Genomic DNA, 13,680 nt, shown 5'->3' with positions numbered 1-13,680 from the left:
CAGGATTTTATTGGTGAAACTGAAATTAGTCGGATGAATTGCTAATCCCTATCTATAATCAGATCACCATTGGTGTGTCGCCCGCTAAAGTGATCAGCATCACAACAGCCCGGCACAACTCAACGACAAGGTTTGGAGTTTTGCGTAGATGAGTCAAGTGCGACCAGTACAGGTGATCGCGGTATCCGGCGGCAAGGGCGGGGTAGGCAAGAGCAATATTTCCGTCAACCTCAGTATTGCGCTAGCAGAGTTGCGCCGTCGCGTTGTACTTCTGGACGCTGACTTGGGCTTGGCGAATGTTGATGTGCTCTTGGGTGTTCGCGCAACTCACACTTTGGCCGATGTTTTGGCGGGTACTCATAGCCTTAACGATGTTCTCGTCACTGGTCCTGCCGGAATGAAAATTGTGCCTGCGTCTTCCGGCGTGCAGCGTATGGCCGAATTGAGTTCAGCTGAGCATGCAGGATTAATTAATGCATTTAATGATTTGTCCGATCAGGTCGACATATTAGTCATTGATACTGCCGCTGGTATTTCCGATACCGTTGTGAGTTTTGTGCGCGCCGCCAATGAAGTGATGATCGTCGTGTGTGATGAGCCATCATCCATCACCGATTCCTACGCGTTGATCAAATTACTCAATAAAGAATACGGCATGCAGCGCTTCCGGGTTGTGGCGAATATGACTCGCACACCGCAAGAAGGCATCAACATGTTTAACAAACTTAATACGGTGTGTGAGCGCTTTTTGGATGTGACCTTGCAGTTTGTGGGGCAGATTCCATTTGATGAAAATGTGCGCAAAGCTGTACAAAAACAAAAGGCGCTACTTGAGTTTGCGCCTTCATCAAAAGCGGCTGTTGCGATACGTGCACTCGCGCAAACAGTTGATAAATGGCCGCTGCCCAATTCGCCTACTGGGCGATTGGAATTTTTTGTTGAGCGTTTGTTGCAGGCAGCGAATGCGCGTTAACCTGCAAATGGTAGTAGGGAAGTGGATATATAAAACACGCTGTACCGCAAGGCTGTTGGGACGCTGCCAGATTATTACTGAAAAGAGGGCGCTCAATGGCCGCAGTCAATGGTTTAGCCATGTACGATAAAAAAACCTTACTTGATGCCCAGATCAATATTGAAGAATACGCTCCCTTAGTTAAGCGTATCGCTTATCACATGATGATGCGTATGCCTGCCAGTGTGCAGGTAGACGATCTGATTCAGGCCGGCATGATCGGCCTTATCGAAGCCTCCCAAAAATATGACGCCTCGCGCGGTGCGAGTTTTGAAACATATGCCGGAATTCGTATTCGCGGTGCGATTGTCGATGAGATGCGCCGCGGTGACTGGGTGCCTCGCTCGGTGCATCGCAATGCGCGCAGAGTAGCTCAAGCGGTTGCGGCAGTTGAAGCGCGCACCGGTCGCGATGCAAGCGATAGCGAAGTCGCCGCTGAGCTGGGGGTTGAACTCGAAGAATATTTTGAAATGCTGCAAGACTCCAACGGCAGCCGTTTATTTAGTTACGAAGAAACCTTTGGTGAAGAAGACAGCAACATCGATGCTTCTGAGCACAGCAGTGCATTTGTCAGCCCGCTCGATGGTATCCAGCGCGATGGTTTAAAACAGGCGTTGGCAAAAGCCATCGCACTTTTACCCGAACGCGAACGCATGGTGCTGGCGCTTTATTATGATCAAGAGCTCAACCTGAAAGAGATCGGTTTGGTGCTTGGGGTAAGTGAATCCCGCGTTAGTCAGATTCACAGTCAGGCGGCGGCGCGTTTACGCCACAAGCTGGCGGATTGGCAAGCGGGCTGAAGCTTGTTCAAATATCAGGCGAATTGGCTGTGATTTCATAGATAACTAGCAAAAACTCTGTATTTACAGGTATTTGGGCTATGATTCGCATTAAAAGTTGAAGATTTGTGTGCCAGCACTGGCCGAAGCTTTAACTCCTACTAGACTATGAGTAAATGAAAATCCCGTCAGGGTGGTGGAGGTTGCGTTGGATAAGAATATGAAGATCTTGATTGTTGATGACTTTTCAACAATGCGACGGATCATTAAAAACTTGCTGCGGGATTTGGGCTTTTCCAATACCCATGAAGCAGATGATGGCGTCACGGCATTACCTATGCTGAAAAGTGGTGATTTCCAGTTTTTGGTAACTGACTGGAATATGCCAGGCATGACCGGAATCGATTTGCTCAAGGCTGTTCGCGCCGATGAAAAGTTGCGCACCTTGCCGGTATTAATGGTGACAGCGGAAGCCAAGCGCGACCAAATCATCGAGGCGGCGCAAGCGGGAGTGAATGGTTATGTGGTTAAACCGTTTACTGCGCAAGCACTGAAGGAAAAAATCGAGAAAATTTTTGATCGCGTCGGTTAATTGTCTTCGATCAAATAATAAATAAGGCGTTGTCATGGCATCTGAACTCCAAACATCCTTCAATGAAGAATTTGTGATCGAACTGAAAGAGTGCGCCAAGCTGCTCACCGAAAAATTACAAAGCGATCAGTTCGAAGAAGCATCAGTGCTAATTCATACCATCACTCAAGCGCGCGACCGTCATATTTTTCAATCTGTCGGGCGTTTAACGCGTGGTTTGCACAATGCAATTGTCAACTTCAATGTCGATGCCGATCTCACTAAAGAACCGCCGAAAATTGCCAATTCGGATATTCACGATGCCTCCAATCGTTTGAATTACGTTATTGAGTTAACGCAAAAAGCCGCTGAAAAAACCATGGATGTGGTTGATGAAGCTGCTCCTATTGCGATGAATCTCGGGCAAGAAGCCAGCAGTTTGCGCACCGAGTGGGCGCGCTTGAAACGCCGTGAAATGACGCCGGATGAATTTCGCCAACTCTATGAACGTATGGATGGTTTTTTAGGGCAAATGGTTACCGGCACCGAACAATTAAGCAAAAACTTGCAAGATATTGTTTTAGAACAAGGCTTTCAGGATTTAACTGGTCAAGTATTAAAGCGCGTGATCGGGTTGATTAATGATGTTGAAAAAGATTTGGTCAGTTTGGTGCGTATTGCCGGTCAGGTTGAAGAAATTGCCGGCCTCGATGTAGATAGTGACATGCTTGAGCACGACAAAGAAATTATGCTCAAACGTAAAACCGAAGCGGAAGGCCCGCAAATTAATAAAGAGCGCGCAGATGTGGTATCAGGCCAGGATGATGTTGACGATTTATTGTCGAGTCTGGGCTTTTAATTACGATAATTTTTAATATCTGCGTGACACGCGAGGTAAAGTTGAATGAGTTTTGGTGATGACGAGGATATTCTCCAGGATTTTCTGGTAGAGGCGGGAGAAATCCTTGAGCGCCTGAGCCAGCAATTGGTTGATTTGGAGCAACGTCCTGAAGACAAAGACCTGTTGAATGCGATCTTTCGCGGCTTTCATACCGTTAAAGGCGGTGCAGGTTTTTTGGCACTAACACCCATGGTCGAATGCTGCCATTTGACTGAAAACTTATTTGATATTTTGCGCAATGGCAAACGTGCCGTTACATCGGAATTGATGGACGTTGTGCTTGAAGCGTTGGATATGGTTAACCAGCAGTTTGAATTGGTTTCCCAGCGCGAAGAATTACCTCCGGTTGACCCATCGCTGATCGCCGCTTTGGAACGCTTGGTTTCCTGTGCAGATTTGAATGAAGCGGATGAGCCAGAAAATATTGAAATCGAGGTGCCTGCTGTATCTGCTGTTTCGGAAACTGCGCCAGTTGCAGAAACTCCCAGTGGAGATATTACCGACGAAGAATTCGAACAATTGTTGGATGCAATCGCCGGTAAGCCCGCATCAGCCAATGAGTCCATTGCTACGGATACTCCAATAACATCTTCGGGGAATGATGACATCACCGATGATGAATTTGATGCGCTTCTGGATCAATTACACGGTAAAGGCAAAGGGCCGGGCACCGCAGCTCCTATAGTTAGCAATGCTCCATCGCATACTACAAATTCAGCTTCTGCTTCTGGCCGTGACGAAATTACTGACGATGAATTTGAAGCATTGCTCGATCAGCTTCATGGTAAGGGCAAAGGCCCTGGGCCAAGTGCAGCTCCAGCTGTATCTGCGCCTACAGCAACATCTTCATCAATACCTGCACCAACCGCGGCGAGCGCAGGTGGCGACTTAATTAGCGATGATGAATTTGATGCGTTGCTCGATCAGTTGCACGGCAAAGGTAAAGGGCCGGGCGCGACTCTAGCATCAACATCAGCACCTGCAATTAAACCCGCAGAAATAAAAACTCCTGAGGTAAAGCCATCAGAGATTAAAGCAGCGAAATCAGAAACCGCTGCCGTAAAACCCGCAGCACCAAAACCTGCAGTAGCGACACCGGCGAAAAAAATCGAATCGCCTAAGGCTGCCGCAGCACCAGCGGCTGCCTCGAACAATGACAAAGAAGCGCCGCAAGTTGAAACAACTGTGCGGGTAGATACCCAGCGCCTCGATGACATTATGAATATGGTTGGTGAGCTGGTATTGGTGCGCAATCGTTTAGTGCGTTTGGGTAATGCTTCAACCAATGAAGCTTTGGTAAAAGCTGTTGCCAATCTCGATGTGGTTACCGCAGATTTGCAAACATCGGTAATGAAAACCCGCATGCAGCCGATCAAAAAAGTCTTTGGTCGTTTCCCGCGTGTTGTTCGCGACCTTGCGCGTAATCTACGCAAAGAAATTAATTTGGAATTGGTGGGTGAAGAAACAGATTTGGATAAAAATCTGGTTGAAGCACTTGCCGATCCTTTAGTGCATTTGGTGCGCAACTCGGTCGATCACGGCATCGAATTTCCTGAGATCCGCGAGGCTAATGGCAAATCGCGTGTAGGCCAGGTTGTGCTGTCTGCTGAACAAGAGGGTGATCATATCCTTCTGTCAATTAGCGACGATGGCGCCGGTATGGATCCGGTAAAGCTGCGTAATATTGCAGTTGAGAAAGGTCTGTTCGATGAAGATACCGCCAATCGATTATCCGATACCGAAGCATACAATTTAATTTTTGCGCCTGGTTTTTCAACGAAAAAAGAAATTTCCGATGTGTCTGGCCGCGGTGTAGGCATGGATGTGGTGAAAACTAAAATCACCCAATTAAACGGCACCGTAGAAATCAAATCGGAATTGGGTAAGGGCACGCGTTTTATTATTAAAGTGCCGCTCACCCTAGCTATTATGCCAACGCTTATGTTTATGCTCGGGCAGCAAACATTTGCCTTCCCATTGGTGAGTGTGAATGAAATTTTCCACATGGATTTAACCAAGAGCCATATTGTTGACGGGCAGGATTGTGTTGCGATTCGCGATCAGGCAATCCCTCTGTTTTATATGAAAGATTGGCTGGTTAAAAACGCCTACGGCGAACGTCCTGACAATGCACACGTTGTTATCGTTACTGTTGGAACCCGCCGCGTTGGCTTTGTGGTTGACCAGTTGATCGGGCAAGAAGAAGTTGTCATCAAGCCGCTCGGTAAAATGCTACAGGGCACCCCTGGTATGGCTGGCGCCACGATTACAGGTGATGGCACCATCGCGTTAATTCTGGATATTCCCAGCTTGCTGCGTCGCTATGCAAAAGGATCGACCAGTTGGGGTCATAGCTAATCGTTGTTTTGGTTTTGGCGACCCGATTTATTAGCGCGGCCAACTCAAACGTTAATTTTTCACAGCAGTTGCAACTGCGGAGTGAGTTAGATGCCTGTTCGGGTATTAGTAGTTGATGATTCAAATTTCTTTCAGCATCGCTTGAAAGATATTATTAATGAGCACCCGGATTTAAAAGTCATCGGCATAGCCAGTAATGGTCGCGAAGCAGTAGAAAAAGCAGAACAACTAAAGCCGGACATCATCACCATGGATTTTGAAATGCCGGTGATGGATGGCGTTACTGCGATCAAGCTGATAATGGCCAATCGCAAAGTGCCGATTCTGATGTTTTCTTCGCTTACCTATGAAGGCGCTAAAGTAACACTCGATGCTTTGGCCGCAGGTGCGCTGGATTTTATTCCCAAAGATTTCGCTGAAGTATCGCGCAGCTCAGATGCACTCAAGAAAAAACTGCATGAGCGCCTGATTACTTTAGCGGGCGTTACTGCACGTGCGGCGCCCATTATTGAGCCAAGACCAACCTCTGTTTCATCAACCCCGCAGTTACGCGCCCCGGTTCCTGTTACACGAACGCCTGTGCGGCCAATGGTAAATGCGCCAGCAGAGGATTCGGCAAAATCCTCCGGTGTTGATAATTATCGCCTCAAAAAACAACCCAAGTTACTGGTGATAGGCGCCTCAACAGGCGGGCCAGTTGCACTAGCTGAAGTGTTGACCACACTGCCTGCCAATTTCCCCTTACCTATAGTGCTAGTGCAGCACATGCCGGAAAATTTCACTAAGGCATTTGCCGAGCGTTTAAATAAACAGTGCAATATTCGCGTGCGCGAAGCAGTAGACGGTGACCAGCTACAAGCGGGTTTGGCATTGCTGGCACCGGGTGGAAAACAGTTAATGCTTGATCGCCGTAATGGTGGTTCTGTGCGAGTGTTGCCGGATGATGAGCGCGTGAATTACAAACCTTCGCTTGATATTACCTTTGGTTCAGCAGCCAATATTTACGCCGACAAAGTGTTGGGGGTTGTATTAACCGGAATGGGGTCCGATGGTTGCAATGGTGCGCGCTTATTAAAAGAAGCGGGTTCTGCTCTCTGGTCACAAGATGAAGCAAGTTGCGTGATTTATGGTATGCCGATGGCAGTTGCACGAGCGGGATTGACTGATAAAGTCTTAAGCCTGAAAGAAATTGGGCCACGCTTAGTGCGAGAGGTTATGTAATGGATTTGCTAAGCATATTTGGCGTCATCATTGCGTTTGCAGCCATTATCGGCGGAAATTTTTTAGAAGGTGGTGGTTTGGGTACATTGGTAAATGGCCCAGCTGCATTTATTGTGATTGGCGGTACCTTGGGCGCAGCTATGTTACAGACATCCAAAAATAGTTTGCGCCGCGCTTTAAGAATTATTCGCTGGGTATTTAAACCGCCGTATGTGCCGTTCAAGCAAGGTGTTGCCAATATAGTGCGCTGGGCAGCAGCTGCGCGTAAAGATGGTCTGCTGGGGTTGGAAGCTGTTTCTGAACGAGAAAAAGATAAGTTTGCTAAAAAAGGGTTGCAGCTTTTGGTGGATGGCAATGAGCCGGAAGTTATTCGTCGCATTCTCGAAACTGACATGATCGTCGATGAGCAGCGCGATATTGATGCGATAAAGTTTTACGAGTCCATGGGCGGTTATGCTCCCACTATCGGCATCATCGGTGCAGTGATTGGGCTTATTCACGTAATGAATAATCTGGCTGATCCTGCCACGCTTGGCCCTGGAATCGCGATTGCTTTTGTGGCGACAATTTATGGTGTTGCTTTGGCAAACCTGGTGTTTATTCCCGTCTCCAATAAATTGCGCATGTGTGTGAATGAAAATTCACAATATCGCGAATTAATTATTGAGGGAATTATTGCAATCGCTGACGGCGAAAATCCTCGCTCGATTGAAGTGCGACTGAATGGATATTTACATCCGCAGTAAATCCAAATCGTTTATTAATCTCTCAATTTTCCTAGCAGTATTTTTATGGTACGTCGCAGACGCCAAGAGGTTCATGTTAATCAGGAGCGCTGGTTGGTTTCATATGCCGACTTTATTACTCTCCTGTTTGCCTTTTTTGTGGTGATGTATTCAATATCACAAGTCAGCGACAGTAAGTATCGTGTGTTATCCGATACTTTTATTGAGGCGTTTCATCGGCCAACAGAAACGCAATCTTCATCAGATGCGCAAGACAATGCATCGCCCTCAAACGCGATTATTACTCCAATCGATATGGGGCGTGCTTCGACTGAGCCAGCAAGCGGAGAGCAGGGCGCGCCTACTAATGCTCAGCCGCAAGAACAGGCCGACGCTGAATCTGAAAACTCCGGTAATCCCATTAAAACCAGCGATGAGCTGACGCAGATATCGGATTTGGTGACTGAAAAATTCTCGCAATTAATCAACGAACAATTAATTCAAGTTTCCAGCAATGAGCTTTGGCTGCAGATCGAATTAAAAGACAGTATTTTGTTTTCGTCTGGTAGTGCCGATACCAGTGAGCAAGCGCAAAAAATATTTGATGAAATTGCGTCTATTTTAAAAGCTTACTCAAATCCGGTTCAGGTTGAAGGCTTTACTGACAACATTCCCATCAAAAGCGTGAAATATCCAACCAACTGGGAGTTATCGACGGCACGTGCAAGTGCGATTGTGAAATATCTTGCGAGCAAAGGTGTGGCGCCAGAGCGATTGTCGGCAGTGGGTTACGGTGAATATCAGCCTGTCGCTCCTAATGATACCGAGCAGGGGCGAGCACAAAATCGGCGAGTTACTATTATGGTTGCCAAGCGCAAAATGGAGCGCCCCAAACTAAACCCCGTACCTGCTAAGGCTCAATCTGCATCAAACTCTACAGCTACAGCAAAACCTTAATCGATACTAAGCTCCCATTAAATATTCCTAAACCTGAGCCGATAACTTGACGTTGCTTTCTGCTCGGCAATACTTAATTTTCCACGGTGGTTTGGGCATAGAGCTTGCTTTGCATGAATAAATGACAAAAATGTCTGGTGTTTGGCGCCAGAGAGGACTTGAACGTGCGTGTCGTGGCAATCGCAAATCAGAAGGGTGGAGTAGGTAAAACCACTACCAGCGTGTCTCTCGGGGGATTAATCGCCTCGTCCGGGAAGCGCGTGCTATTACTGGATATTGACCCGCACGGTTCCTTATCGACTTATTTCCGTCAGGATCCTGACACTCAGCAGCTGAGCAGTTACACCTTATTCCAGGAACGTAAAACGCTTACGCGGGATTCCGTTCGTCGCTTGATTATCGAAACTGACTTTCCCAATCTGCATGTGCTGCCATCGACCACGGCTTTAGCCACGCTGGAGCGACAAGCGATAGGGCAAGACGGTATGGGCTTGGTGCTGAGCCGCGCTTTGGCGCATCTCGCTGATGACTACGATTATGTGTTGATCGATACCCCACCTTTGCTGGGGGTACTCATGGTGAACGCGTTGGCGGCTTGCCAATATTTGGTGATTCCGGTGCAGACTGAATTTCTCGCGCTCAAGGGCTTGGAGCGAATGGTCGGCACGCTGAATATGATGTCGCGTTCACGCAAAAAAGCGCTGGCTTATACAATCGTTCCGGTGATGTTTGACCGCAGAACGCAAGCGTCCGTAACCAGCTTGCGCACCATTCGCAATACTTATCCCGAGCAGGCCTGGCCTGGTCATATCCCAATCGACACGCGTTTTCGTGATGCCAGTAAGGCAGGTATTCCACCCCATCTATTTGATCCAACCAGCCGCGGTGCAGAAGCATATTTATCCTTGTGGCATTGGCTGGAAAAAGCGATCCGCGCCGATGAAGCAAAAACCGAGCAGGCTCCTCGCGTTGCAACCAATAAAACGGGTGCGGCGTCGTGAGCAAGAAAAATGATGTTGATGGCGGCATCAGCTCGCCAGATGATAGCCTGAGCAATTATTTTGACGACCTGTTAGGTGGCGGCTTTGGCGATGAAAGCCTGCTGGATCACGCGTTAGCGGCCATTGACGAGCAAGTGCTACCCGTTGCTGCCAGCTCTGGTGGCGCACGCATAGTGTCTCTGCCTACGAAAGCCTTGCCCGCTAAAAAGGTGTCTGACACCAAGCAAAAGCCTGAGCATAAGCCTAAAAAAGTGAATTTGCGGGTAGAGCCTGTCTCGCAAATAGCACCCAAAACCCAATCAGATTCAATCCCAACTTATGCTGAACCTGAACCCATTCAGTCCATTGAGCAAAAGCTCAAGCTTGAACGGCTATTGCAATCTGCTCGTCCGCAATTGCTTATAGAGGCAAAATCTGAATTTATAAATAATCCTGAAGAAATTCAGGACTGGGTGATTGAATCTCCCATTACAGAAATTGCACCTTTAGAGACCATCGTTGAGGCCATTGCTGATCCTGAGCTGGCGGCACCGGCACCTCAATTTCAAATTGATGGCCTCGAATGGCTTGAGAATGGTCGCCCGCAGTGGGCGCAATCGCGCTTTGATGTTTTACTGTTTACCGTTTCAGGTTTAACGCTTGCGGTGCCATTAATTTCGTTGGGGCAAATCCAGCCATTAACGGATGAGTTAACCCCTTTATTTGGGCAGGCGGACTGGTTCATGGGGTTGCAACCAACTCCCGCAGGTAAAATTCGCACGGTTAATACCGCAAAATTTGTGATGCCTGAGCGTTACGATGAAGCATTTTTGCAGACCGCAAAATATGTGATGTCGATAAACTGTGTGCCTTGGGGGCTGGCGGTCGATTCAGTGAATCAGCCGATCACCTTGCAACCAGAAGATGTGAAATGGCGCGGCGATCGCAGCAAGCGCCCTTGGCTTGCCGGTACTGTGAAAGAGCATATGTGCGCCTTGCTGGATATTCCGCGTATCGGACAGATGCTAATTGATGCAGATAAAAACTTCGTTCCCGCGTAAACTCCGGGCGAATCAAACAAAAGTGGCACAGGAAAAGTCCTCGGCTATAGTTATAACGACATTTATGTGATCGCTGCCAATGGTGCAGCTTGAGAGGAAAAGCGATGGCAACTGATACAACAAAAAATAAGAGCAGCGATGATCCAGTACTGCAATGGGTAACTTTCCGCTTGGATGGTGAAACCTATGGCATCAACGTAATGCAGGTGCAAGAAGTGCTGCGCTACTCGGAGATTGCTCCGGTTCCAGGGGCGCCATCTTACGTGTTGGGTATCATCAATTTGCGCGGTAACGTAGTGACGGTGATCGATACTCGCCACCGTTTTAACTTGGCCAGTGGCGAAATTACCGACAATACCCGCATCGTTATCATCGAAACTGATCGCCATGTCATCGGTATTTTGGTGGATAGCGTTGCTGAAGTGGTGTATTTGCGCCAATCAGAAATTGAAATCGCTCCTAATGTCGGTAACGAAGAAAGCGCCAAATTTATCCAAGGTGTATGTCACAAGAACAATGAGCTGTTAATCCTGATCGATTTGAACAAATTGTTGACCAGCGATGAATGGTCAGAGCTGGAAGATATTTAAGTTACAGATTGAATCTGGCTCAGAGAAAACGCCATGACAGTGTTGGAGATGGGATTGATAGCAACGGCAGTAGTCAGTGTGATCGCGCTGATTATTGCCGTTGCCAGTTTGAAGCATGTGCGCCGTCAGGCTGATGCCAATGAAAAACTAATCCAAAAGTTAATGCGTGAGGTCGCTGCATCCAGTAACGGTGCGGTGGGTATGGGGCAGCGCTTGCTAGCAATGGAGAAACGCTTGCAGGCTAGTGCAGCGAAGCAACCAGAAAAAATCGATTACTACAATGACGATGAATTTCAACCATATTCCCAAGCGGCACAAATGTTCAAAATGGGGATGGATTGCGATGAGGTGGCGCGACGTTGCGGATTATCTCGCGCCGAGGCATCACTACTTGAGATGATGCAGAAATCCAGTCGCTGATTTAGTAACAAGCTGCCAAGTACATATTTTAGTTTCAAAAAGGGTCAGCTTATGTTGACCCTTTTTGTTGGAAGCTACGTAAGACATGTTTCGTCTAACGCAAATCTTTGTGTCTGTTAAACTGACGCCCAAAATCGAGCTTTTGGGAAATATGCGTTGATTCATAATTACACAGATAAAACAATGCCAGTCGGAGTCTTGCTCAATCGTATCATTCAACGATTAGGCAACTCTGCTGATGGCATTTTCCAAACACAACATCTGGCAATTCAATTTACTCATAACCAGTATTATCTACCGCAACAATCAGCTACAGAGCTGGTGGCATTACTAATAATTCGCAAAAATAAATCTAATCAATTGCATATCGAAGGCAGCATTTTTCCTTTTACTTCTGAACGCTGGGCAAAAATTCAGCAGCTACCCCATCTGGCATCAGATGATGAGACACTCCACAGCTTTGTTAAAACAAACTTATTGCCATGGTTGGTAATGTCTGATCCTTGGGTGCTTTCACCTGTACATGTCCCAAAACCTTGGGGGCAGGAAATCTGGTATACCGGTATTGAGGCTCGGGGTCAGGCTGGTGTTGTTTGTACAAATGGGATTATTCCTTTGCCTTGGTTGTTGGATGTAATGTCTGGTCAGATTGGCTTGGGTCAAGATTCACCTCCAGTATTGTTAAAAGTGTTGGACCCTGTTGCTGAAGAGGTTTATGGCGACCTTTATTTTGAGCTTCATCAGAAAAAACAAGAGGTTTATGTCGTCACTCACCTAAATCAATCTGCATGGCGAGATGGGGTAGGTGCTATTCAATTGGGGTTTTCAACGCAAGCTCGTGCGCAATATAAAAATGATGATGCGTTCAAGCGCGCTTATTTGCAGGCTGTCCAATCCTATGAGCGTGTTAGGCGTCTGATTGACACTCTATTAGATGAAAAAAAGCGTGATGTTGGGCTGGATCTCAGCGAACCGGCATCCAGTTCGGACTTAATGATCTGGATTAATGAGTTATCACAATCAGTTGATACGAAAGGTTTAATTGAGCAAGAACAGCAACTGCGTCAAGTTATGAATAGTTTTGTGGAGCATTACCCATTGAGGCTTGGCGATGTTGTAACTGTTCCTAAGCTTGTGCCTCACGCATTGCAGCATGGAGTTAGGGTGGTTGAGTTTCAGACCCCGGTTTATGAACGCAAGATTCTCAGTTTCGGCCAAAAGGTGCTGACTCAGTCTCATTGGGATACGGAAGAAGCTCTTAAATTGGCTGATATGAACTTTACCCAGCTACCAACGCCAGAGATTTTAGTGGAAACACTGGATTATCGGATTGAGCGAATTGTTAATTTTGATGATTTCGAGGTAAAGCGCGTTTGGCTGGATGGTAATTATCATGAGGATAGTGGTGTTTACTCTGTGTTGATGACGCTTGATGGGGAGCTGGTTATAGGTCAATTAGGGAGCCAGCAAGAGGTTAATTCAGGGCAGGCGATACTGATGCCTAAATCAGGGGCAGGGTGGTTTATATCCAGCCGAAAGCCCAGTCTGTTCTTGCTAGCAACGCCCAAATCGTCACCTAAATAGGCTTTGAGTCTATTTGGGTGTTAGAATGCGCGTCTTTTTTGCGCAGAGGTTCTGAGGTAGTTATGTCGTCTTTCTACGAAATCATTGAGTTACTAAATGGTGATGTCGCCTTGGCGCGTGCAGACGATGAAAAAAATGAACCGCTAGTGACTATCCGTTTTTCAGAAGAGTCTATGGCCTTTTTGGGGGAGGAGAAGTTTGCGGTTGCCAAAGCAATGATCGAAGCTGGTATGGAGGCGGCGGGAGATATTGCTGATCAGCAGGCTGAGGCCATGTTAGATGAGTTGATTGATGGTGTAGATGATACAGAAAAGTTGATGTTGCACTAGGGCACGGCTACGCGGAGTTTGAGCTTCAAATCTATGTGATTTTTATTTTCCCTGATGTATTCGCATCCCTGCATAACTTCAAGCGCTGTACATCAAGTGACAATTTTTCAAGCTAGCAGCACTTCAAATAAAAACATTTTAAATAGCGATCTTCTGAAAAGCAGTTCATCAATTAAGAAGACTTGATGTGTT

14 protein-coding genes are annotated in these 13,680 nt (G+C 47.1%); all 14 read left to right on the top strand.

Annotation, left to right across the window (positions count from 1 at the left end; translation table 11 throughout):
- Positions 1-148 precede the first annotated feature (148 nt).
- Positions 149-973 (top strand): MinD/ParA family protein, encoded by an 825-nt coding sequence (locus SPL68_RS09180; protein ID WP_323814799.1) that lies wholly within the window; start codon positions 149-151, stop codon positions 971-973.
- Positions 974-1,068: 95 nt separating this feature from the next.
- On the top strand, positions 1,069-1,812 hold the full coding sequence (locus SPL68_RS09175; RefSeq protein ID WP_323814798.1) for an RNA polymerase sigma factor FliA: 744 nt from the start codon (positions 1,069-1,071) through the stop codon (positions 1,810-1,812).
- Between the two features lie 187 nt (positions 1,813-1,999).
- Complete coding sequence (cheY, locus tag SPL68_RS09170) at positions 2,000-2,383, top strand: chemotaxis response regulator CheY (RefSeq protein ID WP_039914554.1); 384 nt, start codon at positions 2,000-2,002, stop codon at positions 2,381-2,383.
- Positions 2,384-2,417: 34 nt separating this feature from the next.
- Complete coding sequence (locus tag SPL68_RS09165; protein ID WP_323814797.1) at positions 2,418-3,221, top strand: protein phosphatase CheZ; 804 nt, start codon at positions 2,418-2,420, stop codon at positions 3,219-3,221.
- Positions 3,222-3,266: 45 nt separating this feature from the next.
- Positions 3,267-5,621: a chemotaxis protein CheA gene (locus SPL68_RS09160; RefSeq protein WP_323814796.1), complete on the top strand. Its 2,355-nt coding sequence runs from the start codon at positions 3,267-3,269 to the stop codon at positions 5,619-5,621.
- A 90-nt stretch (positions 5,622-5,711) separates the two neighbouring features.
- A complete protein-coding gene (locus SPL68_RS09155; protein WP_323814795.1) occupies positions 5,712-6,842 on the top strand; it encodes a protein-glutamate methylesterase/protein-glutamine glutaminase in 1,131 nt (376 codons plus the stop codon).
- On the top strand, positions 6,842-7,588 hold the full coding sequence (locus tag SPL68_RS09150) for a flagellar motor protein (RefSeq protein WP_323814794.1): 747 nt from the start codon (positions 6,842-6,844) through the stop codon (positions 7,586-7,588). The genes SPL68_RS09155 and SPL68_RS09150 overlap by 1 nt, the downstream gene beginning before the upstream one ends.
- A gap of 45 nt (positions 7,589-7,633) precedes the next feature.
- A complete protein-coding gene (gene motD / locus SPL68_RS09145; RefSeq protein WP_323814792.1) occupies positions 7,634-8,524 on the top strand; it encodes a flagellar motor protein MotD in 891 nt (296 codons plus the stop codon).
- A gap of 164 nt (positions 8,525-8,688) precedes the next feature.
- Positions 8,689-9,525 (top strand): ParA family protein, encoded by an 837-nt coding sequence (locus tag SPL68_RS09140; RefSeq protein ID WP_323814966.1) that lies wholly within the window; start codon positions 8,689-8,691, stop codon positions 9,523-9,525.
- On the top strand, positions 9,522-10,565 hold the full coding sequence (locus SPL68_RS09135; RefSeq protein ID WP_323814791.1) for a chemotaxis protein CheW: 1,044 nt from the start codon (positions 9,522-9,524) through the stop codon (positions 10,563-10,565). Before SPL68_RS09140 ends, SPL68_RS09135 begins: the two co-directional genes overlap by 4 nt.
- A gap of 104 nt (positions 10,566-10,669) precedes the next feature.
- Complete coding sequence (locus tag SPL68_RS09130; RefSeq protein ID WP_323814790.1) at positions 10,670-11,155, top strand: chemotaxis protein CheW; 486 nt, start codon at positions 10,670-10,672, stop codon at positions 11,153-11,155.
- Between the two features lie 33 nt (positions 11,156-11,188).
- Positions 11,189-11,575, top strand: a complete 387-nt coding sequence (locus SPL68_RS09125; protein ID WP_323814789.1) for a DUF2802 domain-containing protein — start codon at positions 11,189-11,191, stop codon at positions 11,573-11,575.
- Between the two features lie 156 nt (positions 11,576-11,731).
- Positions 11,732-13,159 carry a hypothetical protein gene (locus tag SPL68_RS09120; RefSeq protein ID WP_323814788.1) on the top strand — a complete coding sequence of 476 codons (1,428 nt, stop codon included), beginning with the start codon at positions 11,732-11,734 and terminating at the stop codon, positions 13,157-13,159.
- A gap of 62 nt (positions 13,160-13,221) precedes the next feature.
- Positions 13,222-13,488, top strand: a complete 267-nt coding sequence (locus SPL68_RS09115; protein WP_323814787.1) for a hypothetical protein — start codon at positions 13,222-13,224, stop codon at positions 13,486-13,488.
- Positions 13,489-13,680: the final 192 nt, after the last annotated feature.

The sequence above is a fragment of the Cellvibrio chitinivorans genome (assembly GCF_035117775.1).
In the GTDB taxonomy this organism is placed as follows: Bacteria; Pseudomonadota; Gammaproteobacteria; order Pseudomonadales; family Cellvibrionaceae; genus Cellvibrio; species Cellvibrio chitinivorans.
This window is presented reverse-complemented; position numbering and strand designations above follow the sequence as displayed.